Below are 25,175 nucleotides of genomic sequence, written 5' to 3'. Positions count from 1 at the left end.
ATAAAGATTAATTAAAATTTTATCTAAATATAAATCCAATAAAAGCATAAATACAGCATAAAAAAATAAAGCAAAAATCAATAAAATAAAGTATATTATATTTAAATTTGACTAAGTAGGAGGATACAGAATGTCATTTTTAGTAGAAATGTTTATGGCCTTTTTTGGCGGAATTTTTGGGGCCTATGTTGGTAGTGTTACTTCCTTTGTATTTTGTGGTCTTATGGGACTAATTGGTATTGGTGTTTATGTGGCTACAGGCAGTATGGATTTTATTACTAATGTTGCTTTTGGGCCGATTTTCACACCGCAAATTGCTTTTGCAGGTGGTGTTGCAGCAGCATCTTACTATGGTATGAAAAGTAGAAAGCAATTAGTACCAGTAGATATGGTATTGCCAGGAAATAATATAGTAGCACCGTTAGCAACAACAGGTGATTTCCCAACATTGTTAGTTGGTGGAGTTTTCGCAATGTTGAGTCAAGCTATATGTATATTATTGAGAGATTATGCTCCATTTAGATCAGATAGCCCTGCGGTTGCATTGATTATTGTGGCTTTTGTTGGACGACTTATTTTTGACGATTCTGGTGTTATGGGTAAGAACTTCAAATTATCTGAAAGATTAAATTATAATTTGAATCAAATGGCATTCCACTTGTTGGCTGCATATGCTATTGCTTTGGGAATGACATATTTTGTTAAAGTCACAGGTGTTCCAACCTTTGGTTTCTTGCTTGGTGGTCTAGTCCTAGCATTTGGTATGTTTGGTGTTCCGGTACCTGCTAATCACCATGTAAGTATGGTTGCAGCATTTGCATTTGGTGTAATACCAAATATTTGGATAGCAGCTATCTTTGGTCCATTGGCCTGGTTAACAGCAGATGTTTTAGCAAGGTTATTTAATACTGATGTTGAGTCACATATTGACCCACCAGCATTTACAATTGCTCTATTCAGTTTGATTTTATTAAACATTTAATTTTTATATCTTTAATTAATATGAGAAAGGCAATTCTTTAATGAACTGCACCCCAAAATCCGGACACAGAAGTGAAAGGATGGAGGGGTAAATTTATGCCTAAATATAGTGATGAATTCAAATTAGAAGTAATTAAAGATTACTTAAGTGGTAAGAATGGAGGGAGTGTTTTAATCGCTAAAAAATATGGAGTTCCAGTAAGAACAGTTAATAATTGGATTAATTGGTACAACGCACGTGGTAAGCATGGATTGATCAAAAAACTTACTACTAAAAGTTATAGTAGCGATTTTAAGCTTTCGGTAATAAAATATAGAGAGATAAATAAATGTTCATACCGAGAAGCAGCAGAACATTTCGGCGTTACTAATGGTGCAATTGTATATACATGGGCCAAAAAATATGAAGAGAAAGGCTTCTCTGGTTTGGAAGGAAAACAAGGAAGGTCCCGAAAAGTGTCAAAGAGTAAAAATCCAAAACCATTAAACGAGAGTGAGCGTGAAGAGTTAATACGCTTACGCGAAGAGGTAAAGTATCTTAAATTAAAAGAAATTTACGAAAAAAAGTTAGAAGCCTTGCTGGAAGAGATGGACGAGGGAGAATACCAGCCAAGGCCAAAACAAAAGTAATTCTAGAGTTACAAGTAGAGTTTCCAAAAATCCAGTTAAAAATTTGGTTAAGCTTAGCGGAGCTACCACGTTCTTCTTACTACGAATGGAAAAACAAGCTAGATAAACCTGTAGATAAAGACAAAGAGATAGTATTAGCAATAGTGCAGGTTGTAAAAGAATCTAGTTATAGATATGGATACAGAAGAGTTTCAATGAAACTTAGAAAGCTAGGATTAGTAGTTAACCACAAAAAAGTTCTACGTATTATGCGAGAACAAAACTTATTGAGCACAAAATTCAAAACAAGATCCAGAAAATATAATTCCTACAGAGGAAAAGTTGGAGAAGTAGCTGATAATTTGGTCAAGCGCCAGTTTAACACTGCTAGACCAAACGAATTGTGGTTAACAGACGTAACAGAATTCAGATTAAAGAATAGCGAAGAAAAAATATATTTATCTGCAATACTAGATACTTACAATAGTGAAATTATTTCGTTCTCAATTGACAAACACCCAACAACTGCGTTTACAAATAAAGCTTTAGATGAAGCCTTAAAAAGGGTTAAAGATGTAAGTGAATTAGTAATTCACAGTGACCAAGGTTTCCATTACCAACACAGCAGTTGGGTAAAACGATTGGAAACGAGAGGAATAAAACAAAGTATGTCCAGAAAAGGAAACTGTTTAGATAATTCACCGATGGAAAATTTCTTTGGAATAATGAAGCAAGAAATGTTTTATGGTGAAGATTTTAAGAATTTAGAACAATTAATAGAAGTAATTATAGAGTATATAAAATGGTACAATGAAGATAGAATAAAGGTAAAATTAAACGGACTTTCACCTGTTGAATACAGATTACAGTCCGCTTAAATATTATTAAATTGATGTCCGGATTTTGGGGTTCACTACATAACTGAATTGCCTTTTTTCTTTGAAAATCTTTTTAGCCTGTAAATTAATTTATCTTTCTTCAGGATACACCAAAGATATATCTGCACGCATTTTATCCATTATTTTTAGGACATTAATGTTATCTTCCCAAGTATGGGTTGGACTTTCTATTAGTCCTTTATCCAAGCATTCCATAACATGCATAGCTTCATACTCATATCCGTTGACAAGGTTTTTTTGTTCAAAGGTTTCTATTAGTTTATTATCCTTAAGGTTTGTGCTGATTCCCTCATATAAGGATGCCTCAATAGGTGACATGAAGTTGCTAACATAAATACTTCCTTTAGTTCCTGTGATTTTAGCGTAGTTTGTTAATTGATTTGCGACAGATACTATAAAAGTTGCAACTTTATTATCTTTATATATTAAAGAACCAGCCCCTGTAATGTCTACATTATCTGCTGTAGTATTTGCGTTATAGCATATAGATTCAGGGTAACCAGGGAAGAGCATATCTGCATAAGAAACTGTATAAACACCTAGGTCTAGTAAAGCACTGCCGCCTTTGTTTAGTGCAAGTACTTTAGATTCTGGGTCTAAGCCACTTGCAAATCCAAAGCTACACTCTAAGCTGGAGATTTCTCCAATTTTGCCATCATTAACCCATCCATTAACCTTTTTTGTAGTAGCTAAGAATTTGGTCCACATTGCTTCCATGAAAAATAAATTTTTAGTTTTCGCTAACTCGACCAGCTCAATAAGCATTTCACTATTTAAACAACTAGGTTTCTCAATTAGGACATGTTTACCTGCCTCAAGACAAGCCTTTGCGAGAGGGTAGTGATCATTGTTTAGATTAGCTATGTAGCAGATTTCAAGATCCTCATCTTGTAGGGCATCTTCGTAAGAAGAGTAGACTTTTTCAACTGGGAAGTTCTCTGCGAAAGTTCTAGAACGTTCTTCACTACGAGAAGCAACTGCGTATATATTAGCGTTATCCAATATCTTCAATCCTTCAGCAAAAGCTCTGGCAATTCCAGCAGGACCAAATATACCCCAGTTCCAGATTTTTTTATTTTCAATATTACCTTTAGCTTCCAATCTTATCACCTCTTAATATAAATTTTCCCTGCAGTATTTAGTTATACTACAGGGAAATTGTTTTGCTTAAATATCAAATTATTTATTTTTTACGTATTCGTGCATATCTTTGACGATGTAACGGTTATTAGGGAGTTTATCTGTTGTAACATAACCGGCTTCAGCATCAATTAATGCAGGAATTCTATTGATTAGGTTTGCACAGGTTAGTTTAACTGTGTCAGGTTTATCTACAACAACTTCTACGTCTGGCTCACCTTCGAATGTCCAAGTGTTCATGTCAAAGTCTTCAGGACCGTAAACATAACCAAGGTTGTGAGTTTCGATTGTGATACCTTCTTCAGTTTCTGTTGTAACGATAGCTTCCATACCAGTTGCGTATCCAGCTTTAACAGTGAGGCCTAGGGTAGAGGACTCGAGATCTCCCGGGTGGGTTACTGGTACACATTTTTGGGTTTGAGATTTAATAGTTAAACCAAATCTATCGCACAACCAACCATTTTGGTTCCACATGTATGATGGAACAACTTTGCCTTCGTTAATAGCTTCTAAAGTCTCTTCATAACCTAGATCATTGTATTGACCTATTTGATTTTCGAATTCTTCAATAGATAATCCGGCACCGTGACCTTCTGCCAAAGCGATTCCATAATCTTCTACGTTATAACTACTTACGCCTTTGATCTTGTTTAAAGTATGCAATGAACCAGCAATTGTATCGACCATTACACCCCAGTACATATCAGGGTAACCGCTACCGGATAAAGTAACGTTATGATCTTTTGCTAATTTATCTAATTCTGCAGTCAACTCAGCTGATGAATTCCAAGGATAGATTGCCTCTTCACAAGTACTGATAGCATTGACAGAGTTCTTGGCACAAGTTCTGAATGCATCAGAAATTTCTTCAACGGTTGATCTTGTTGCAACTACACATACATCTGGTTTTAGCTCTTTTAATGCTGAATCAAAATCAGCAGCACTTTGGATTTTAATTCCTGTTTCAGCTCCACCTGTAATTTCGGAAACGTCTTTGCCAACTAGAGCTGGGTTCATGTCGAATGCTCCTACTAGTTCGGCACCCTTTTCTTGTACATAGCGCATAAGATATTTACTCATCTTACCGCAACCAAATTGTACGACTTTAATTTTTCTGTCCATAAAATCCTCCTTAGGAAAATTAGATTTATAAGCTAATTATACTCTTAATTGGTGCTCTGTTAAAGATGGAAGGCCTTGCAAATGTCGATGTTTGCAGAATGTTTTAATAATTTATTGTTAGAATAAAGTTAATAAAGCTGTGAAATTTCCTGGAAAAGTATAGTGGGAAGTTTTGTGGAGGAAATTTTATAGGAGGGAAGTATGAAGGAGAAGTTAAGTGGTATTAGAAATAATGAGTTGAAAATTTTATACGAGAGACGCTCAGTTAGAGATTATTCTAATAAACCTATACCTAAAGAGACTCTAAATGAGGTTATAGCAGCAGGTCAGACAAGTCCGGTGGCTTTAGGAAAGTTCGAGAACTATCACATTCAAGTTATTAATTCCGATAAAGTTAAAGGGATTATAGAGAGAGGTGTTAGTGAAGTAAGTGGAAGAGAGGTTCATCCTTTATACAATGCTCCAACACTAATTGTCGTAGCCGTGAAACCTAAAGGAGATACTATTGAAAATGCAGAATATGCTAGTTCTGCCATGATAATTCATAATATGGTATTGGCAGCGGAGGCTTTGGGATTAGGTGCATGTTATATTTGGGGTGCTATAAGGTCTACTCAAAATAATGCTAAAGTTCAAGAGGCTGTTGATTTACCTGAAGGTTATCAGGCAGTTGGCTCGTTAGTTTTAGGATATCCTGCAGATGAAGAAAGTACTAGAGGGCCAAAAGAGTTTAAGGAAAGATTCTCTATAAGTTTCCTTGAAGACTGATATGAGTTTTAAGGTAGTGTTATGGAATAGGGGATCTTGATGAAAAGTGCCGTTACAGAGATAGTAATGGCACTTTTAAATTTTAATTATTGAGATTTTCTAAAATTTTAATACTTATTAACGCTCTCTGAAAAAGTTTTTCTTTTCTAAATGGGCAAATCTTTCACGATTACCTTTTAGTAAGTAGTTATTGAATTCAACTATATAAGAATATTTTTTGCCGAGATGATTTATATTAATAATGATTTTATTACCTTTATCATTTATATCAAACTCATCAACTTCGTTCCATGGGATTAGTAAGAATTTGGATTTGTCAGTAAAACTAAATTCTTTTTCGTGTATTCCTTGATGATCAAAATACAAGATAAATTGTCTGCTACTATCCATAGCGTAATAAAGTCTGTTGATGAACCATTTTAATAAATCTTTTATGAAGCCATTATGCTTCATTGCTACAAGATAATTTTCCGTATGACCAAAGTTGTCTTGAACCATTTGGATAATTTCAGAATTTGTGGTAAATATTTTACTCATTTATTTTCCTCTTTCTAATCTCCATCAATCTTATCGAAGATAAAGACTTCTTTAATATCTCTGCCTAAAACTTTACATATTTTATAGGCAGTTTCGATTGTGGGGCTAATTGTTTTGTTTTCATAAGCCATAATTGATCGCCTTTTGAGGCCTACTGCTTTTGCAAGATTGTGCTGAGAAAGCCCCATTTCTTTCCTGTACTCAGCAATTCTATTTCCGACTTTTAATTCATTCATTGATACTCCTTTGTTTATTACTATGGTTACATTTATAGTACTAATGTTACATTTATAGTACCACCGTGTTGAGGAGCAGTCAAAGGATTTTTGTGAGGAGCTATAAAAACATGAAAAAAGACGACTCGGAATATATCCTGAAAGTCGTCCCTCTATGGCTGCCAATGTAGGATTCGAACCTACAAGTACGGAGTCAGAGTCCGGTGTGTTACCATTACACTAATTGGCAATATAATTATTACTTTGATGGTTTAACTTTAACTTTGCTGAAAACAAGTCTATATGCAAAATCAATGATAAATATTATACTCCTCAGATGAATTTTTGCAAAAGTTTTGTCACAAAAAAGAGAAGGAAAAAGCAAAGGTTAGGATGCAAGTGCGACCTAACCTTTAGTGAATAAATATTCTAATTTTATAAATAACTATCTAAAGATTTCTCAAATACATTCTAGCTTCAAAAGGTTTCAATGTATTAATATCATCAATGTTATAGTTTGCTAACACTAGCTCTGAGTCGCCGATGAGATCTTCTAGTTCACGCTCTATTGTATTACCATAGAAGTTACAAATTACTAATAGTTCTTGTTCCTCAGTACTACGTTTATAGGCGAATACTTCCTCGTCATCTACAAGCAACAATTCATAATAGCCGTTTAGGAAGACATCATTGTCTTTACGCAATTGAATTAATTTCTTGTAATGGTTAAAGATTGATTTTGGATCATTAACTTCAGCAGCAACATTAACTTCTTTATAGTTATCTGTGACATCTATCCATGGTGTTCCAGTAGTGAAACCAGCATTCTTGCTATCATCCCATTGCATTGGAGTTCTAGCGTTATCACGAGATTTAGCCTCAAGAGCGTCAAAAACATCTTCCAGACTTCTTCCTTTAGCGTCTCGTTGATTAATCAAATTAAAAGCTTCAATGTCTCTATATTTAGCTTCGTCACGCCAGTGATTATTAGTCATCCCTATTTCCTGACCTTGATATATGAAGGGAGTACCTTGCATACCGAGTAGGAGAGTAGCAAACATTTTGGCAGACTCAGTTCTTAATTCCTTATCGTTACCCCAGCGAGAGACAATACGTGGGAGGTCGTGGTTTTCCCAAACTAGTGAGCTCCAGCCTTCGCCTCTAAGCTCAGTTTGCCATTTACTCATTGTTTGTTTTAGTTTTAATAAATTGAGAGGAACAATATCATATTTGTCGGCAGGATCTTGGTCTAATAGAGAATGCTCCAACTGGAAAACCATTGATAATTGGGAGCCATCTGGATTGCTCCAACGTTTGGCACGCTCAGGATTTGCACTCCAAACTTCTCCGACTGTAAATATATATTTGTTTTCATGATTATCTGCCTGGAAACAATTAGCTGATAATTCTTCAATTAGTTCGTATATCTCAGGGTATCTGACAATTTCTTTATTGGGAATATCTTTGGCAATTTCATCAATAACATCTAGTCTAAAACCAGCTATACCTCTATCGATCCAACGGTTAATAATATCGTAAAGGTCTTGTCGCATATCTAAGTTGTTCCAGTTAAGATCAGGTTGCTTCACACTATAGTGATGGTAATACCATTGTTCTAGGTGTGGGACGTATGTCCAGGATGGCCCTCCAAAAGATGATTCAATGTCATTAGGAATCTGATCAGGACCGTTATCACTCCAGATATAGTAATCATGATAAGGGTTGTCTTTACCTTTCAAGGCTTCTTGAAACCAATGATTTTCATCTGAAGTATAGTTGAGAACCATGTCCATAATAATTCTAATTCCACGTTTTTGGGCTTCAGATATTAAAGTGTTTAAATCCTCCATGTCTCCAAAAATTGGGTCTACATCATCATAATTGGCAATATCATAGCCGTTATCAGCTTGGGGAGAAGTGTAGATCGGAGATAACCAAATTCCGCCTATCCCTAAATCTTGCAGATAATCTAATTTACTAATAATGCCAGGGATATCTCCGATGCCATCTCCGTTACTGTCTTTAAAACTCTTTGGATATATTTGGTAAAATACTGTTTCTTGCCACCAGTGTTTCATTGTTAGGCCTCCATAATTTATTCGATGCTATCATTTTAGTCAAATTGTTGAGAAAAGACTTGCTTTTTTGAATTTAAGGTGCAGATATTTGGCTTTCTTTTTAATATAAATTAAATCAAAACGTATTAGAAAATAAAAAATCCAGCCGTATTTCAGACTGGATTTAATATATAAAGAAACTTAGGTGATAATAGCCTATTTATTCAACAAATACATTCTAGCTTCATAAGGCTTCAATGTATTAATGTCTTCAATTTCATAGTTTCCTAGCACTAGTTCTGATTCACCAATGAAATCTTCTAGTTCACGTTCTATTGTATTACCGTAGAAGTTACAAATTACTAATAGTTCTTGCTCCTCAGTCGTACGTTTATACGCGAATACTTCCTCGTCATCTGCTAATAATAATTCATAATGGCCATTTAGGAAGACGTCATTGTCTTTACGCAATTGAATTAAATTCTTGTAATGGTTAAAGATTGATTTTGGATCATTAACTTCAGAAGCAACATTAACTTCTTTATAGTTATCTGTGACATCTATCCATGGTGTACCAGTAGTGAAACCAGCGTTATTACTATCGTCCCATTGCATTGGAGTTCTAGCATTATCTCTACCTTTAGCTTCTAGTGAATCGTAGACTTCAGCTTCTGTATAACCGTCTTGAGTTCTTTCGTTAAATAAGTTAATAGCTTCAACGTCATCATACTTACTAATATCTCTCCAATGATGGTTGGTCATACCAATTTCTTGTCCTTGGTAGATATAAGGTGTACCACGTAAGCCTAGGTAGAGTGTTGCAAACATTTTTGCTGATTCAGTTCTTAATTCCTTATCATTACCCCAACGAGAAACGACACGTGGAAGGTCATGGTTTTCCCATACTAGTGAACTCCAGCCTTGCTCTTGCAATTCAGTTTGCCATTTGGAGAAAGTTTCTTTGAGTTTTAAGAAGTTTAATGGTTTAAGGTCATATTTGTTCTCGTATTGGTCGATAGTAGAATGTTCTAATTGGAAAACCATTGAGAGGAGAGATCCATCTTCCTTACTCCAACGTTTGGCACGTTCTGGATTGGTACTCCAAACTTCACCAACGGTAACAACATCTACATCATCTCTTTGGAAGCAGTTAGCTGATAATTCTTCTATAAGGTCGTAGATTTCTGGATATCTAACAATTTCTTTGTTTGGAATATCTTTTGCAATCTCATCAATGACATCTAATCTAAATCCACCGACGCCTCTGTCAATCCAGCGATTAATCATTGCATAAATTTCTTGACGCATTTTTGGATTTGTCCAGTCAAGATCTGGTTGCTTAACATCATAGTGATGGTAATACCATTGTTCTAAATGTGGCACATATTTCCAAGTAGGGCCGCCAAAAGCAGATTCTATATCGTTAGGTAAATCATCAGGTCCATTATCGCTCCAAATGTAGTAATCGTGATATGGATTATCTTTTCCTTTAAGAGCCTCTTGGAACCAGTAATGTTCATCTGAAGTGTGGTTTAAAACTAGATCTAAAACAATTTTAATACCACGTTTATCAGCTTCTGCAATTAATTCGTCAAGGTCCTCAAGTGTTCCGAACATAGGATCTACGTCCTCATAGTCAGCAACGTCATAACCGTTATCTGCTTGTGGTGATGTGAAAATAGGAGATAACCATATAGCACCAATTCCTAAATCTTTGAGGTAGTCTAATTTCTCAATAATTCCAGGCAAATCTCCTATGCCGTCTCCATTTGTATCTTTGTAACTTTTAGGATAAATCTGGTAAAAAACTTCATCCTGCCACCAGTGTTTCATATTAAACCTCCGAAAATTGTTTTATTAATTTACATGATAAACAATTTATTGATTTAATACTAAAGGTTTTTCTTTAATTGGAATGAGAGCCAGTCTTATTAGTTAACTTTGTTAATCATAAAACGACTGTTTTAGTTAAAGGATGATAATTCTATTGTTAAAGTGCACAATGAGCAAGCTTAAAAATTGGCAGTAATGTAGAATAATCGTCTTATTAGTTAACTCAGTTGACGAATGACAAGGCTAAGTTTAGAATGAATGTATGGATACAAATCAAGCTAAAAATGTTGTAAATAAATTTGATCTGCAGAACATGAATAGAGGCAGAATCATGCAATTGGTATATAAGAATCCGGGTATCACTAGAGCTCAAATTTCTAGCTATACAGGTTTGACAGGTGCGGCGATTTCTAAAATAACCAATAAGCTAATTGAACTTGATTTGTTGAAAAGCGTTGGTAGAGTTTCCGGCAAAATGGGAAGAAAAGCAGAGGGTTTGGAAGTTAATGTTTCTGAGTTTAATGTTTTAGCGATTAAATTAAGCAGAAGAGAATTAAGAATTGGTATCTTTTCTTTATCAAGTGAACTAATAAGCCAAAAAGTAATTGATATTAGTAAGCTAAAACCTGATACAGAACTTGTAGAATTAATCTCCAGTAAAATTCTGGAATATGTAAATTCAGATAAAAAAATTGCTGCAGTTGGTGTAGCTGTTCCTGGACCTTTCGATAACGAAGCTAACAAAATTATTGGTTTAACAGACCTTGATTCATTTAGCGAAGTTAACCTGTCTGGACTTCTAGAATTAGATATAGATGTTCCAGTTTATTTAATACATGATGCTAATTCTGGAGTTATGGCTGAATGGCTAACAAGTGAAGATCTTTATGCTGAGAATAAAACAATAGCATATTACTTAGTTGGTGATGGTGTTGGTGCAGGTATTATATCTGACGGCAAAATGCTTCTTGGCAAAAACGGTACTGCTGCAGAAGTAGGACATATTAGTATTAATTTTGATGGCGAAAAGTGTAGATGCGGGAACTATGGCTGTCTTGAACTATATTGTTCATCACTGCAATTTGTAAGAAAAGCAGAGCAGTTATTACATAAGTTTCCTAACTCAGCTTTGAATTTTATTAAAAACTTCAAAGCTCAAGATATTTTCGAAAATGCTGCCAAAGGTGATGACTTATGTGTATCTCTTGCAAAAGAGGTAGCTGAATATATGGGCTATGGCGTGGTAAACCTTGTTAATGCTTACGCACCAGACGAAATAATTATTGGAGATGTAATGTCAAATGGTGGTGACTTGGTCCTTGATAAGATTAGGAGCGTAGTCAGTGAAAGAGCTTTTAACGGTAATGAAGAGCACGTAATCATCAGATATGCAGATAAAAGTGTTGACAGGATACTTCTAGGGGCGGCAAGTGTTGCAATTGATAATTTATTGCGAAATACACATTTGCTTAGCCAAATAATTAATAATTAAGTTTTTAATTTTAATAATTAAAAAAGAATTTGGAGGAATTGTTATGAATAAGAAAATAGGAAGTTTTCTTTTAGCAGGTGTAATGGCGCTAGGTTTAGTAGCTTGTAGTGCACCAAACGAAGGTACAGGGTCTTCAGGTGAAGCTGGAAAGTCAGGTTCAACAGGAGACAAAGTAAGAATTTCAATCTTGAACTCTAAAGCTGAGATCCAACCACAAATGGAAAAAATGGCAGAAGAGTATGGTAAGAAACATAATATCGAATTTGAAATTTTAGTTACAGGAGTTGACTCTCCATCTCAAGAAATTTCAAGACGTTATGCTTCAGGTGAAGCGCCTACTTTATTCATGGGAGACGTTCAAGACATTTATATGTTAGAGGAAAAAACTCTAGACTTATCTAATGAAAAATGGACAGAGATTTCCGGAGCTAAAGAATATGGTGTAGTAAATGATAATGGTCAAGTAATTGCTTTCCCATTTTGTATTGAAGCAAGAGGCTTGATGTACAATAAGACAGCTATTGAAAAGGTAACTGGTGAAAAATTTGATCCTGAAAGCGTAAATACTATGGATCAGTTAGCTGAAATTTTAGAAAAATTAGTCGCTGGAGGAATGGAATCACCTGTTGCTTTAAATAAAGAAGATTGGTCTTTAGGTGGACACTACTTATGCTCAGTATATGAGCAAGTTGGTAAAGATGTAGAAGATGCTTCAAAATTCATCGACGAATTAAAAGCTGGTAAAGCCAATTTAGCTGAAAATCCAAGATATAATTCTCTAATGGATACTTTTGATTTATTAGCAAAATATAATATGAATAAAGAAGATCCTATGGCAGCTGATTATGATAGAAACGCAATTGCATTAGCTGAAGGTGAAGTTGGTTTCTGGTTCAACGGAAACTGGGCTTGGGCAGAGATGAAAGATGCTGCATCAGATGAATTTGAGTATGGAGTCATGCCAATTCCACAAAATAACACTGAAAATGGTGTAGCAGATAAATTAACTGGTAGTGCAAGTAAGAGAATTATGATTGACAAAGAGTTCAGTACAGAAGCTCAACAAAAAGCAGCTTTAGAATGGTTGAACTGGCTTGTTTACGATGAAGAAGGACAAAAATTCATAGTTGATGAATGTCAATTAGTACCAGCATTTAGCAATAATACATTAGAAGTAACAAACCCATTAAGTGCTTCAGTTCAGAAATACGCACAAAATAATGCTTTGATTGATGGATATCCTTTCTACCCAGGTGACCACTGGAAAGAAATGGGAGCAGAATTCCAAAAATACTTGGCAAAAAATATTGATAGAAACGAATTTGCTAAAGCGATAGAAGCTTACTGGCAAAAACAAAAATAATTAAGTATTTATTGCCTCATATTATTCAATATGGGGCAATATTATAGGAATATAAATATGAAAAAGACAAAAAATAGATTTGAAAGTTTTATTGAATTTATAAGCTTTGCAGGTCCAGCAGTATTTTTATTTACGATGGTTGTTTTAGTACCTTTTATCTTTGGTATATTTTTGACATTTACAAACTGGGATGGAATCAGCAATCATTATAATTTAGTTGGTCTGCAAAACTATAAAGACATGATTGCAGATAAGAGCTTCTGGGTATCTATGGGAAGAACTGTAACATTTGCATTTTGGTCAGTTCTACTATCTAACATTTTAGGTTTTCTATTAGCATTGTTAGTATCAGTACCTTTTAGGGGACGTAATGCATTTAGAACAACTTTCTTCACTCCTAATTTGATTGGTGGAATTGTATTAGGTTATATTTGGCAGTTTGTTTTTAAGAATGCTTTACCAGCTATAGGACAGATATTTGGAATTGAAGTATTGAAGAAGTCTTGGTTATCTAGTCCTGATACAGCTATGTGGGCTTTAATTATAGTAACAGTATGGCAACTTTCTGGATATTTAATGATTATTTATGCTGCAGGATTAACTTCAGTACCTGAAGAGCTAAAAGAAGCCTCATTAATCGATGGATGTAACAAGACTGATACTTTATTTAGGATTACAATTCCTATGATGGTAGGAACATTCACAATTTGTATATTCCTTGCTATTACTAGATGTTTTGTTACATATGATGTCAACTTGTCCTTGACAGAGGGTGGACCATTTGGTGAAACCAAGCTTGCTCCTATGTATGTTTATGATCAAGCTTTCTCAGCTAAGAAATATGGTTTAGGTCAAACTGAAGCGTTTACATTATTTGCCTTAGTTGCAATAGTCGCTTTGACTCACGCTAAAATAGGACAGAAGATGGAGGTTAAAGCATAATGAAAAATAAAAATACTCTCGTAAGAAATGTTTTAACTTTCTTACTATTATTGATACTTTTAGCGATATTTATTTATCCAATTTATGTAATTTTAATTAACTCATTTAAGGTAAGAAGAGATATAGTTGCTGAGCCATTATCTTTTATAGGTAGTCAAGGTTGGTCGGCTAGAAACTATACGGAAGCTTTCAGGAAAATGATTTTCCCTAGAACATTCTTGAATTCCTTAATTATTACGGTATCAAGTGTATGCTTGATTATATTAACCTCATCATTGGCTGCATATATATTTGCTAGAAAACAATGGAAAGTTAATAAATTTTTCTACTCATTAATGCTAGCCTCAATGGTAATTCCTTTCCAAGTTTTAATGATCCCTTTGGTATCAGTCTATGGAGCTCAGTTGAACTTGCTAAATAGAAGAATTACTTTAATCTTGATGCATACAGGTTTTTCAGTATCTATGGCAATATTTATGTTTAGAAGTTATATAGCTACTAGTGTTCCAGTATCGTTGGAAGAAGCTGCAACTATAGATGGTGCAAATATTTACCAAACATTCTTTAGAATTGTTTTACCATTGTTGAAACCTATCACTGCAACTGTAGCAACACTGTATTCTGTAAGTATCTGGAATGACTTTTTGTTACCAACATTAGTCTTGACTAGAAAAGGTCTATGGACATTGCCAATTGCAACTCAACAGTTCTATGGTACCTATTCATCAGACTTAGGATTAATCATGGGTGCTTTAGTTATGGTAGCAATTCCTGTTATAGTGCTGTACTTATTATTGCAAAAGCAGGTCTTATCCGGAGTTGTTGCAGGTGCAGTAAAAGGATAATAAGTGAAAGTTTATTAGCATAATTAAAAAAAGTGGATTTATACTTTTTAAAAATATGATTAAAAGAGGTAAGAAATGACAAAATTAATCACATACCCAGACTCTTTGGGTGGAAATCTAAAAGAATTAGAACAAGTCTTAGAAGAAGATTTTAAAGGTATCTTCTCTGGAGTTCATATTTTGCCACCATATCCTTCCTCAGGAGATAGAGGGTTTGCTCCAATCGACTATAAACAAATAGATCCAAGATTTGGAAATTGGGAAGATATAAGTAGAATCGCTGAAAAGTATGATTTGACCTTAGATTTTATGGTTAACCATGTCTCAGCTCAATCCAAGATGTTTAAGGATTACTTAGAGAATGGTGATAAATCTGAGTACAAAGACTTCTTCTTAACTCCAGAAAAAATCTTTGGTAAGAATGAACCAAGTGCAGATGATATTAAAAATCTTGTGCTTAGAAGAAAACGTCCATGGTCTGATTATAAATTAGCAAATGGCGAGACAATAAGGATATGGACAACTTTTGGTGGACAAGATCCGTCAGAACAGTTAGATGTTGATATAAATACAGATATTGTTAGAAATTATTACAAAGATCTATTTGAGTTCTTTGCTTCAAAGGGATTAAAAGAACTAAGAATGGATGCCATAGCGTATGCGGTTAAGAAACCAGGAACTTCTTGCTTCTTTGTAGAACCTGAAATATATGAATTCATGAATTGGATTGAGGCTGAAGCTAATAAGGCTGGTATCAAGATATTGCACGAGATTCATGCACCATTAAAGGATATGAGAAAACTAGCTCAGAAGAAATATCAAAACTATGACTTCTTAATCTCATATGCGATTTTAGAGGCATTATTGATTAAAGATGCAAAACTCTTAGTTAAATTACTTGAAGACCCAGATCGACCAGATGATTGGGTAACTTTAATTGACTGCCATGATGGTATTCCTGTTCAACCTGATATGAATGGCATCTTGAACGAAGCAGATATGGTTGAAGTGGTTAATATCACTGAGAGAAATGGGGCTAAATTTACAGAACTGCACTCAACAGAGAAAGCTTATGAAAATGCTCCAAACGTACATCAGATCTGCGGAACTCTTTATTCACTATTAGGTGAAGATGATGATTCATTTGTAATAGCCAGAGCTATTCAATTGTTTGTTCCTGGAATTCCACAAGTTTATTATGAAGGGATTTTCGGTGGTGTTCATGACTATCCTGAATATGAAAGAACAGGTGATGGTCGCGAATTAAACAGAAGAAATTACAGTAGAGCTGACATACGTGAAGCTTTGCAAAGAGAGCGTACACAAAGAATTCTAAAATTGATTGAATTTAGGAATAATAATAAGTTCTACGAAGGAAGCTTCAGTGTTGCCTATTCTGAAAATAAACTGGAATTAATTTGGACAAATATTTTTGACAAATATGACACTAAGTTGGAGATTGATTTGAATAGCTTAGAAGCGAGAATTATTACTTCTGAATCTGGAAAAGAAGAAGTATTTAAGATTTAGCTAAAATATTTGATTTTTATAGGGATGATGATTGAGTAAATCATTGTCCCTAATTTTAGATTAAGGAGATAAAATGCAATTATTAAACAATTCTAAATACATAATTTATAATGACAAGGATAATACCTTCACTATTAATTCGAATAAAAGTACTTATCAAATGAAAGTAGATGAAAATAAGTCTTTGTTACATACATGGTATGGAGAGAAAACAGTAGGTTCAGATTATTCTTATATTTTCACTCACATGGATGTAGGGTTTTCAGGTAATCCTGGAGATAGGAGTACTGACAAGACTTATTCATTTGATACCTTACCTCAGGAGTTTCCTCAATATGGAACTGGTGATTTTAGAATTAATGCTTTGGACGTACTTTGGGAAAATGGCACTAGAGGGACAGATTTTAGATATTCTTCGCATGAGTTTTACTCAGGAAAGTATAATTTAGAAGGTCAACCTCACTTTTGGAGTCGTGAAGATAATGAAGCAGAAACATTAGTAATAACTCTTAAGGACAGATTTTCTGAATTAAAATTAGAATTATATTATTCAGTATTTCCAGAGTTTGATTTAATTACTAGATCAGCAAAGTTGATTAATGAAACTAGTGAAACCGTTTTTATTAAGAACTTTGCTTCTGCTGCCCTTGACTTTGTATATTCTGATTTCGAAGTTTTGCATTTACCAGGACAACACACAGGTGAGAGAAACGCAGAGATTACTGAGCTAGGTAGAAATATTTTCCAAGTGAGAAGTACTAGAGGTACATCAAGTCATCAGCACAACCCAAGTATAATACTTCAGGGTAAAGATACTACAGAGCTTGTTGGTGAAGCCTATGGTATCAGTTTGGTTTATAGTGGTGGATTTAATATATCTTGCGAAAAAGATCAGCTTGGACAGATAAGAGTAGTCGCAGGTATAGATGATAGTAACTTTAACTGGAAGCTAAAAGCAGGAGAAAGTTTTGAAACTCCAGAATTAGCTCTTTCATATAGCAGTAATGGTAGAGGTGAACTAAGCAGGAACTTACATAATGCTGTAAATAACAACTTAATCAAGAGTAATTGGGTTAACAAACGTAGACCTGTATTAGTAAACAACTGGGAAGCTACATACTTTGATTTTACTAAAGATAAAATTCTAGAGATTGTAAGAAAAGCTAAAGAATTGAACTTTGATCTTTTTGTCTTAGATGATGGTTGGTTTGGCAAGCGTGATTTAGATATATCAGGTCTAGGTGACTGGATCCCTAATGAAGCTAAACTAGGTGGTACTTTAGGAGATTTGGCTAAAGAGGTTAATGAACTTGGTTTAGATTTTGGTATTTGGATGGAACCAGAGATGGTTAATGAGGATAGTGATTTGTACAGAACACATCCTGAGTGGGCATTAGCGATACCAGGAAAGTCCCCAGTGCGTGCGAGAACACAGTTGGTGTTAGATTTTAGTAGAAAAGATGTGCAAGATTTTGCTATAGAGGCATTAGATAATGTACTTCAATCAGGTAATATTTCATATTTGAAATGGGATATGAATAGATCATTATTTGATTTATATAGTGCGGTATTACCAGCAGATAGACAGGGAGAGGTGTCACATCGATATGTACTTGGTGTATACCGTGTATTCCAGCATTTATTGGATAACTATCCTGATTTATTGGTTGAAGGCTGCAGTGGTGGTGGTGGAAGATTTGACCTAGGTATGTTGTACTATACACCTCAGATATGGACAAGTGATAATACTGATGCAATAGATAGAACTAGAATTCAACATGGAACTTCATTCTTCTATCCTTTATCAACTATTTCTGCACATGTTTCTGCTGTTCCTAATCACCAGAACCAGAGAGTTGTGCCAATTAGTACAAGAGCTGCTACAGCATTGCAGGGTGCATTTGGTTATGAGCTAGATCTGAATACTCTCACTGAGGCGGAGCAAGAATTTACCAAGAAGTTTATTAGTTTTTATAACGAATACTGGGAAACAGTTCAAAAGGGTGATTATTACAGAATTATTGATCCGTATGAGGATAAATACATAACTGCGTGGGAGATGGTAGATAAGAGCAAAAACAATGCTATCTTAGTAGTTGTTTATAAGGATTTAATGACAGGCAGACTGCCAAAGTTAATTAGATGGCAAGGCTTAGATAGAAACGCGACCTACAAACTAACTTTATATAATGGAGAAGGTAGACAAGTTCTAGGAGAGTATAAAGCTGCTGATCTAGAAACAGCTGGGTTAAAGATTGAACAAGCAAGTAGAAATTATGATGCAGTTTGGTACGTAGCAGAAAAGATGTAATTGATGCTGCTAAATATATGAGATTAATAACGGCTTGAAGATTTTAATCTTCAAGCCGTTATTTAATGTTGTAAATTATAATGTTAGTTTTTAGAGAAACCTAAAATATCAATTTTAAACATTATAAAACTCATTAAACTCCTCACTACTTGGAATACTTGGAATTCCACCGTGTTTTAGAGTTGATAACCCAGCAAATTTATTTGCGAAATCGAGGTGGTTTTCCAGGTCCTTGAAGTCTAGAATCCACTCTTGGAAGTTTTCTCTGTTAGTAGTTTTATTATATTGGTCTAAGTTTAAACTGCTTAAGAACGCACCAGTAAAAATATCTCCAGCTCCAGTTGTATCAACAGCGTTAATCTCAAATTCATTTTTTCTGAAAACGAAACGTAAGTCATTTGTTACTTGATCGTAATAGTAAGCTTTAGAGCCTTCTTTACCTGAGGTATAGAGTATCAACTTAATATCAGTATGACTAAAGAGATCTCTTATGAAATTTTCTGGAAGTATATCAGTTAGACAATTTAGATCGTCATCGCTTAATTTAATTATATCTGCATTTTTTAAACCCCAATGAACTTGGTCTAGAAGATTTTTCTGACTATCCCAGAGATCCAATCTTATATTTGGATCAAAACTAATTACAGCACCATTATCTTTAGCTGTTTTTACAGCAAGTTTAGTTGCTTCACGACTTTGCTCAGTGATTAGAGAAATGCTGCCAAAATGGAAGAAATTAGTATTAGATAATGCATTTTTGCTATCTTCGTTAAGGCTAATAAACATATCTGCACCAGGTTTTCTTGCAAAGCTAAACTCTCGATCACCGTTTTGGTCCAATGATACAAAAGCTAGGGTAGTGAATGCTTCTTCAGTCTTTTGTATTAAAAAAGTATCAATATTTATTGTTTGAAGTGTATTAATAAGAACTTCACCAAAATGATCAGCACCCACAGATCCTATAAAAGCTGTGCTTAATCCTAGTTTCTGAGCACAGGCAACTACGTTTGCAGGAGCACCACCAGGGTTGGCTGCATAAATTTCAGTTTCAGGGTTTGCATTTTCTTTGATTTCATTTGATATTGTAAAATCAATAAGTAACTCACCTAAAGTTATTAAATCATATTTTTTTGACATCTTACTCATCCTCTTTTAAATTCATTTTTGCTAAATTTTCAACAGATATTGCAGGTTTAAATGTATCTAATTCAATGAACTTAGCTTTTGTACTTTCTGAAATCTTAGCCTTATCAAGTGGAGATTTTGGGTAGATTGTGCTTGTGAAAACATTTGTACCATTTTCAGCATATATCTCTAATAGATGGCTGTCTAAGAAAATAAAATAATTGCTAGGTTCATTTAGTTTTTGTTCGGCTTTATGAATCTTGAAAAAGTCTTCTTGGAATGCCTCGTGATCAATATTTCCTAAAGCTTTTGATCTATCTAAAATTAATTCAGTACCTTCTTTACTGAAGCTAAGAGTTTCACCACTATCATTATACAATTCAAGTTCGAAATTAGCATCTGAATCAAGACCGAATTCAATTAATAAAGGTTTATTACTTAATTCAGCATACATCTTGCCTTCTGAAGAATGTGTTTTTAATTCACTTGAATTTATTGTTTCAGGCAAGTCGACCGGTCTGAAACCAAGACTTAAATTACCTGAAATATCCTCGAATAAGAATGGCAGTCTAGGTGCACTAAGTTGTCCGCAGTAACCATATTTTGGAGTTGCAGGAGCATAATATCCATTTTGAGCCCAAGTGATCATTATTCTTTCTTCTGTCTCTGAGAAACTTGTTATAGCATAATTATCTAGACCTGAATCAATAAAACGAATGCTATTACTAGACTCTAATAGTGTGAAGTTTTTACCATCAAAATCACCAATAAAATATTGAGTTCTTGTGCTGCCTTCTCCAGGTTTTGGACCAACAGACAGTATTAATACCCAGTAAGTCTCATCGTTAAATTGTAGAGGGAAGAGGTCTGGACACTCCCAAACTCCGTTGATAACAGATTCAGTTGAAAATGTGTTAATTAAATTCCAGTCAAGTAAGTTGGTAGATTCAAAAATCTCAATGTGATCAAAGACTGAAATAATCATTTTCCACGCATTATCTGGTTCATAATAAAATACTTTTGGATCACGAAAATCTCTGTACTCACTATGCTCTAAAATAGGATTGCCTTCGTATTTCTCGAAGTTTATCCCATCCAAAGTATACGCTATACATTGACTTTCGGATTCTCCATTAAGATCAGCTGTGTAGAATAAGAGAAGTGGGGCAATACCATCTTTTCCTAAACCACTTACATTATCATGATCAACTATTGCTGAACCAGAAAAACAGGTACCGTTCTCATCAGGATATAATGCTATAGGTAAGTGTTCCCAATGATATAAGTCATCACTGATTACATGTCCCCAATGCATTGGCCCCCATTTATGTTCATATGGATGATGTTGATAAAAAACATGATACTTTCCTTGATAATAAACTAAACCGTTAGGATCATTTATCCAGTTTTTCCAAGCAGTAATATGATAGCTTGGCCAATTATTTTCAATCATATAAACTCCTTTGCTTATTAATTAACTCAGTTAACTAATAGAATAATTAAATTACTTCTATTATACCTTAAAATAAGTGTTTGTGTAGCTTTTATTTGTCGATAACATAAATATAGTCATCTATTTGTTAACTCAGTGAATGAATAGATTGTTGTTAAATTAGAAATTGACTGTAATTTTTACAATTTAATATCGTAAGTTACTTATTTAACTTAATATTTTTAACGAGTTGAACTATTATTACTATTTAAGATAAAGAATTATTATTATCGATAGTATAAAAAATAGTATGTCTGCAGCTTGATCCATGATATTCCTCCCATGATTTGATTATTTTAAATATATTTCATTAACATAATGGTATGCTTTTGCCAAATTATGAAATGCTTTGCATAACGAAATTATTAAATTTTTCCCTTGAATTAGAAAACTAAAGGCGTATACTGATGAGGAAAAACGTATAAATTTTATCTATTGCATTTCAAACTTAAGTATGAAGCTAATAAAAGTTTTGATGAAATTCAAAGGTTTTACCAGAGTGCCATCAGTTTTTCTTATTGCCAAATATTTATGTTTATTGCATTGCAATTTAGAAAAGAGGAAACATGATAACATCGTTAGCAATAGTACTTTTATTAGGAATAGCTTTATCAACTTTATGTAGAACATTGAAAATACCTCACATTATGGGTTTATTATTGACAGGTGTTTTGTTAGGGCCTTTTGTCTGGAATTTGATTTCAGGTGAATTATTACAATTATCACCTGAGCTTAGAGAGATAGCCTTAGTTATTATTCTTTTACAAGCTGGATTATCTTTAGATTTAAAGGATTTGAAAAAAGTAGGAACAGCTTCAATAATTTTAGCGTTTGTTCCTGCTACATTTGAAATTCTGGCATTTGTAATTTTTGCGCCATTATTGTTGAATGTTACAGTTCTTGAGGGAGCAATAATGGGTAGTGTCATGGCTGCAGTTTCCCCTGCTATTGTAGTTCCAAAGATGGTTAGATTGATTGAAGAAACTTATGGTGTACAGAGAAGTGTACCCCAATTAATTATTGCAGGCTCTTCGCTAGACGATATTTTTGCTATAGTTTTGTTCACCTGTTTTGCAGGAATGGAGAAGAGTGGTCAAGTTAACTATTTGCAACTATTTGATATTCCGATTTCTATAGCTACAGGTTTAGTGGCAGGCGTATTGTTTGCATTTGTTTTGAATTTTGTGTTCAATAAAGCTCGTGACTTAGGACACGAATTCAGAAGTAGTCAGAAGATGTTATTAGTACTAGGTGTGTCGTTCTTATTAATGGCTATTGAATCAACACTTGAAGGTAAAATTGCTTTCTCTGGATTGCTGGCTATAATTTCTATGGCTGTAGGTTTGAGAACTATTGCTAAGAGAAGCACAGTAGATCACTTGATTAGTAAGTTTGGTAAAACTTGGGTTGGTGCAGAAATAATACTGTTTGTATTAGTTGGTGCTGCTGTTGATATCAACTATATTGCTGAAGCAGGTTTTGCTGCAGTCTTACTTATCTTAATAGCTCTAGTTATAAGATGTGTAGGTGTATTTGTCAGCTTAGTTACAACAAATTTAAATATGAAAGAAAAATTATTCTGTGCTTTGGCATATTTACCAAAAGCGACAGTCCAAGCAGCCATTGGTTCTGTACCTCTAAGTATGGGATTGAGTTGTGGTAACTTAGTTTTGTCTGTTGCTGTTTTGGGAATCTTAATAACTGCTCCATTAGGTGCATTGGCAATTGATCTGAGTTATAAGAAACTTCTAGAGAAATCTAATGTGAACGAAATAGAAGCAGAAGAAAAAGATAGAGTTAATATTTTGAAAGCAGTCGATAAAGCGAAAAACTAGTATTTATATATAAATCGAGTATAAGTACATATATGAAGGTTTTATACGTATAAAATCTTAACAAAATAAGGGAAATTAGTATTGAAGAGCTTGAATTTAATTCGAGCTCTTTTTTTGTATGTATTTTGCAAGGACGAAAAAAATATTCAAAGATTGCTTTGTTTGAAAAGACAATAAATATTGTGGATTTGAATGCGCGTAACATATTTTGAGTAAAATAACCAAAAAAAATTGTAAACTTTAATAGAAAATGTTAAAAATTATAGAATGTTATGAAAAATTATGTTACCTTGTCATCAAGTCTTGATTTTTTTATGCAAGAATTTTATTTGCGCTGAAAATTTTTCATGAAATTTCAAATGACTTAAGATGGTAGGCCTATGCACAATTAGACTTTTTATGGGGGAATTTGCATAGTACAAAAAAGATTATTAGGAGGATGAGAATGAATAATCGCAAAATTAAACTGTCGGCTCTCTTATTATCTTTGTTAATGGGAGCAAGTGTTTTAGCTGCATGTAGCACCAATAACAATGGAAATGATGCTACAGATAAAACTACAGAAGGTACTTCTAGTGAAGTTGCTTCAAGCGAAGAAGGTGAAGAGGAGGAAACTCCTGTCAAAGAGTACTCAGCTTTTGAAGCACATGACTTAGGTGGAGCAACAATTAAAGTTCTAAGCTATAACTCATTAGATGCACAAAACCCTGACGCTAAAGATTTGGAAGACTACGAAAAAGCTGAACGTGAAGCTAAAATTAAATATATTGAAGATAAATATAATGTTAAGTTAGAATTCACTGCACTTCCAGATGTAGAATACTACGAAATTCCTAATGAAATGGTAAAAGCTCATGTTGCTGGTGATCCAATTGCAGATATTTTTGATGTTTCATATGGTCACTTCTTTGCTACATTAGCATCAAACAATATTTTAGAAGAAGCTACTTCATGGATTAGTAATGTTTCCAAACCAGAGAACTCCATCTTAGGTGATTGGGTAGGAAAGAATTACGGTATTGGTACAACTGTTGGTGGTGAAGGACTTCTATATAACCGTGAAATGATTAAACAAGCAGGTATGGAAAAAGAACCAAATGAATTGTTTGCTACAGGTCATTGGAGCTATGACGATTTTGTAGAGTATGTCAGAGAATTGAATAGCAAATTACCTGAAGGTACAAGTGCATTCTTTATTGACCCATACTACTGGTTCTTATTTGCTCCAGCAGCAAACGGTACAGAGTTAGTTTCCCTTAAAGATCAAAAAATTAATTACCAAGATCCTAATGTTATTGAAGCATTAGAGGTTCTTAGTACTCTAAAACAAGGTGGACTTGTAATGGATCCTAACCTAACTGAAGATGGTCAACCTGATGCATGGACAACACCTCAAGTAACATTTGATGAAGGTGTAGGTCTTGCGATGACACATAGAGCTGCATGGCAAGCTTCAGGACTAGCAGGTAAGATTGACTTCGGATTTGTTCCATATCCATGGGGTTCAAATGTAACAGTAGGTACTCCTGATCAAAGTGATTCTTATAAGACTTTAAGTGACAATTATGCAGTTACAGTCTTTGATGGACAAGGTAAATACATGTCAGATGCTGTTTCAGACAAAGCTGATCCAGAAGGTGTATTCACAATGTTCATGGACTTAATAGATCACGACTTCATTAGTCCAAACTATAAAGAAGAAGCAACAGATGATATTCCTCTACGTTGGTTCAATACTGAGCTAGATGCTGAGTTATACGAGTGGTCAACCAAGCAAGAACGTATGGAATTCTATAGTCCATTCCGTGCTGCTAAATTTGAATTAGCTAGAGAATATGTTGGAGCAATTTATGATGGTGGATCAGTACGTAGTGTTATTGATGCAGCAGCTCCTGCAGATCAAGCAAAACTAAATGCTTTATTCTCAGGTGAATTAACAGAAGTTAATATTACAGAAGAAGAAGCAGAAGACTCCGAAAATTCTGAGGAGACCACAGAAGAAGAATAGTAATTAATAAGCGCAAATTAAAACTGATTTATTTAATTCAGTAATTGAATATAAGAGTGGAGTGGTCATTT

The 25,175-nt window shown here is 34.2% G+C and carries 20 protein-coding genes and 1 tRNA gene; 12 read left to right on the top strand and 9 right to left on the bottom strand.

Translation table 11 applies throughout. The features are described from left to right. Nucleotides 1-130 precede the first annotated feature (130 nt). The 3 genes from C5Q98_RS04820 (at nt 131) to C5Q98_RS04810 (ending at nt 2,468) form a co-directional block, all read left to right on the top strand. Complete coding sequence (locus C5Q98_RS04820; protein ID WP_106012536.1) at nt 131-982, top strand: DUF7973 family transport facilitator; 852 nt, start codon at nt 131-133, stop codon at nt 980-982. A gap of 95 nt (nt 983-1,077) precedes the next feature. Next, the gene (locus C5Q98_RS04815; RefSeq protein ID WP_106012315.1) at nt 1,078-1,611 is read left to right on the top strand and encodes a helix-turn-helix domain-containing protein; all 534 of its coding nucleotides are present in this window, start codon (nt 1,078-1,080) and stop codon (nt 1,609-1,611) included. After that, nucleotides 1,524-2,468, top strand: coding sequence for an IS3 family transposase (locus C5Q98_RS04810; protein WP_106012316.1), 945 nt, complete (start codon nt 1,524-1,526; stop codon nt 2,466-2,468). The genes C5Q98_RS04815 and C5Q98_RS04810 overlap by 88 nt, the downstream gene beginning before the upstream one ends. A gap of 90 nt (nt 2,469-2,558) precedes the next feature. Here C5Q98_RS04810 and C5Q98_RS04805 read toward each other — a convergent pair whose 3' ends face one another. Next, nucleotides 2,559-3,590, bottom strand: coding sequence for a Gfo/Idh/MocA family protein (locus tag C5Q98_RS04805; protein ID WP_158695713.1), 1,032 nt, complete (start codon nt 3,588-3,590; stop codon nt 2,559-2,561). 78 nt (nt 3,591-3,668) lie between these two features. After that, nucleotides 3,669-4,751: an NAD(P)H-dependent amine dehydrogenase family protein gene (locus C5Q98_RS04800; RefSeq protein WP_106012534.1), complete on the bottom strand. Its 1,083-nt coding sequence runs from the start codon at nt 4,749-4,751 to the stop codon at nt 3,669-3,671. Between the two features lie 201 nt (nt 4,752-4,952). Between C5Q98_RS04800 and C5Q98_RS04795 the strand changes: the two genes are divergently transcribed. Next, complete coding sequence (locus C5Q98_RS04795; protein ID WP_106012533.1) at nt 4,953-5,519, top strand: nitroreductase family protein; 567 nt, start codon at nt 4,953-4,955, stop codon at nt 5,517-5,519. A 117-nt stretch (nt 5,520-5,636) separates the two neighbouring features. Here the strand turns inward: C5Q98_RS04795 and C5Q98_RS04790 are convergent, their stop codons facing one another. The 5 genes from C5Q98_RS04790 to C5Q98_RS04770 form a co-directional block, all read right to left on the bottom strand. Beyond that, on the bottom strand, nt 5,637-6,056 hold the full coding sequence (locus C5Q98_RS04790; protein ID WP_106012532.1) for a hypothetical protein: 420 nt from the start codon (nt 6,054-6,056) through the stop codon (nt 5,637-5,639). A 14-nt stretch (nt 6,057-6,070) separates the two neighbouring features. Then, on the bottom strand, nt 6,071-6,292 hold the full coding sequence (locus tag C5Q98_RS04785; protein ID WP_106012531.1) for a helix-turn-helix transcriptional regulator: 222 nt from the start codon (nt 6,290-6,292) through the stop codon (nt 6,071-6,073). A 155-nt stretch (nt 6,293-6,447) separates the two neighbouring features. Then, a tRNA-Gln gene (locus C5Q98_RS04780) sits at nt 6,448-6,521 on the bottom strand. A gap of 199 nt (nt 6,522-6,720) precedes the next feature. Then, nucleotides 6,721-8,349: a glycoside hydrolase family 13 protein gene (locus C5Q98_RS04775; RefSeq protein ID WP_106012530.1), complete on the bottom strand. Its 1,629-nt coding sequence runs from the start codon at nt 8,347-8,349 to the stop codon at nt 6,721-6,723. A gap of 195 nt (nt 8,350-8,544) precedes the next feature. Further along, the gene (locus tag C5Q98_RS04770; RefSeq protein WP_106012529.1) at nt 8,545-10,161 is read right to left on the bottom strand and encodes a glycoside hydrolase family 13 protein; all 1,617 of its coding nucleotides are present in this window, start codon (nt 10,159-10,161) and stop codon (nt 8,545-8,547) included. A gap of 262 nt (nt 10,162-10,423) precedes the next feature. Here C5Q98_RS04770 and C5Q98_RS04765 point away from each other — a divergent pair, with 262 nt between their 5' ends. From C5Q98_RS04765 to C5Q98_RS04740, 6 genes are all read left to right on the top strand, one after another. Continuing rightward, nucleotides 10,424-11,653 (top strand): ROK family transcriptional regulator, encoded by a 1,230-nt coding sequence (locus C5Q98_RS04765; protein ID WP_106012528.1) that lies wholly within the window; start codon nt 10,424-10,426, stop codon nt 11,651-11,653. A gap of 43 nt (nt 11,654-11,696) precedes the next feature. After that, entirely contained in the window at nt 11,697-13,016 is a 1,320-nt protein-coding gene (locus tag C5Q98_RS04760; protein ID WP_106012527.1) for an ABC transporter substrate-binding protein, read from the top strand. A 57-nt stretch (nt 13,017-13,073) separates the two neighbouring features. Then, entirely contained in the window at nt 13,074-13,958 is an 885-nt protein-coding gene (locus C5Q98_RS04755) for a carbohydrate ABC transporter permease (RefSeq protein WP_106012526.1), read from the top strand. Next, complete coding sequence (locus C5Q98_RS04750) at nt 13,958-14,803, top strand: carbohydrate ABC transporter permease (RefSeq protein WP_106012525.1); 846 nt, start codon at nt 13,958-13,960, stop codon at nt 14,801-14,803. Before C5Q98_RS04755 ends, C5Q98_RS04750 begins: the two co-directional genes overlap by 1 nt. A 75-nt stretch (nt 14,804-14,878) precedes the next feature. Next, nucleotides 14,879-16,333, top strand: a complete 1,455-nt coding sequence (gene gtfA, locus C5Q98_RS04745) for a sucrose phosphorylase (protein ID WP_106012524.1) — start codon at nt 14,879-14,881, stop codon at nt 16,331-16,333. A gap of 73 nt (nt 16,334-16,406) precedes the next feature. Continuing rightward, nucleotides 16,407-18,644, top strand: coding sequence for an alpha-galactosidase (locus C5Q98_RS04740; protein WP_106012523.1), 2,238 nt, complete (start codon nt 16,407-16,409; stop codon nt 18,642-18,644). 114 nt (nt 18,645-18,758) lie between these two features. Here the strand turns inward: C5Q98_RS04740 and C5Q98_RS04735 are convergent, their stop codons facing one another. After that, nucleotides 18,759-19,781 (bottom strand): carbohydrate kinase family protein, encoded by a 1,023-nt coding sequence (locus tag C5Q98_RS04735; RefSeq protein ID WP_158695712.1) that lies wholly within the window; start codon nt 19,779-19,781, stop codon nt 18,759-18,761. A 1-nt stretch (nt 19,782) separates the two neighbouring features. Beyond that, entirely contained in the window at nt 19,783-21,222 is a 1,440-nt protein-coding gene (locus C5Q98_RS04730; protein WP_106012521.1) for a glycoside hydrolase family 32 protein, read from the bottom strand. 605 nt (nt 21,223-21,827) lie between these two features. Between C5Q98_RS04730 and C5Q98_RS04725 the strand changes: the two genes are divergently transcribed. Both C5Q98_RS04725 and C5Q98_RS04720 read left to right on the top strand, forming a co-directional pair. Next, entirely contained in the window at nt 21,828-23,096 is a 1,269-nt protein-coding gene (locus C5Q98_RS04725) for a cation:proton antiporter (protein WP_106012520.1), read from the top strand. A gap of 445 nt (nt 23,097-23,541) precedes the next feature. After that, nucleotides 23,542-25,104 carry an ABC transporter substrate-binding protein gene (locus tag C5Q98_RS04720; protein ID WP_106012519.1) on the top strand — a complete coding sequence of 521 codons (1,563 nt, stop codon included), beginning with the start codon at nt 23,542-23,544 and terminating at the stop codon, nt 25,102-25,104. Nucleotides 25,105-25,175: the final 71 nt, after the last annotated feature.

This window comes from Fastidiosipila sanguinis (assembly GCF_002998295.1).
In the GTDB taxonomy this organism is placed as follows: domain Bacteria; phylum Bacillota; class Clostridia; order Saccharofermentanales; family Fastidiosipilaceae; genus Fastidiosipila; species Fastidiosipila sanguinis.
This window is presented reverse-complemented; position numbering and strand designations above follow the sequence as displayed.

Coding starts and splice junctions, on each gene's coding strand:
- C5Q98_RS04820 (WP_106012536.1), top strand. CDS start 131: ATGTCATTTTTAGTAGAAATGTTTATGGCCTTTTTTGGCGGAATTTTT.
- C5Q98_RS04815 (WP_106012315.1), top strand. CDS start 1,078: ATGCCTAAATATAGTGATGAATTCAAATTAGAAGTAATTAAAGATTAC.
- C5Q98_RS04800 (WP_106012534.1), bottom strand. CDS start 4,751: ATGGACAGAAAAATTAAAGTCGTACAATTTGGTTGCGGTAAGATGAGT.
- C5Q98_RS04795 (WP_106012533.1), top strand. CDS start 4,953: ATGAAGGAGAAGTTAAGTGGTATTAGAAATAATGAGTTGAAAATTTTA.
- C5Q98_RS04790 (WP_106012532.1), bottom strand. CDS start 6,056: ATGAGTAAAATATTTACCACAAATTCTGAAATTATCCAAATGGTTCAA.
- C5Q98_RS04785 (WP_106012531.1), bottom strand. CDS start 6,292: ATGAATGAATTAAAAGTCGGAAATAGAATTGCTGAGTACAGGAAAGAA.
- C5Q98_RS04775 (WP_106012530.1), bottom strand. CDS start 8,349: ATGAAACACTGGTGGCAAGAAACAGTATTTTACCAAATATATCCAAAG.
- C5Q98_RS04770 (WP_106012529.1), bottom strand. CDS start 10,161: ATGAAACACTGGTGGCAGGATGAAGTTTTTTACCAGATTTATCCTAAA.
- C5Q98_RS04765 (WP_106012528.1), top strand. CDS start 10,424: ATGGATACAAATCAAGCTAAAAATGTTGTAAATAAATTTGATCTGCAG.
- C5Q98_RS04760 (WP_106012527.1), top strand. CDS start 11,697: ATGAATAAGAAAATAGGAAGTTTTCTTTTAGCAGGTGTAATGGCGCTA.
- C5Q98_RS04755 (WP_106012526.1), top strand. CDS start 13,074: ATGAAAAAGACAAAAAATAGATTTGAAAGTTTTATTGAATTTATAAGC.
- C5Q98_RS04750 (WP_106012525.1), top strand. CDS start 13,958: ATGAAAAATAAAAATACTCTCGTAAGAAATGTTTTAACTTTCTTACTA.
- gtfA (WP_106012524.1), top strand. CDS start 14,879: ATGACAAAATTAATCACATACCCAGACTCTTTGGGTGGAAATCTAAAA.
- C5Q98_RS04740 (WP_106012523.1), top strand. CDS start 16,407: ATGCAATTATTAAACAATTCTAAATACATAATTTATAATGACAAGGAT.
- C5Q98_RS04735 (WP_158695712.1), bottom strand. CDS start 19,781: ATGTCAAAAAAATATGATTTAATAACTTTAGGTGAGTTACTTATTGAT.
- C5Q98_RS04730 (WP_106012521.1), bottom strand. CDS start 21,222: ATGATTGAAAATAATTGGCCAAGCTATCATATTACTGCTTGGAAAAAC.
- C5Q98_RS04725 (WP_106012520.1), top strand. CDS start 21,828: ATGATAACATCGTTAGCAATAGTACTTTTATTAGGAATAGCTTTATCA.
- C5Q98_RS04720 (WP_106012519.1), top strand. CDS start 23,542: ATGAATAATCGCAAAATTAAACTGTCGGCTCTCTTATTATCTTTGTTA.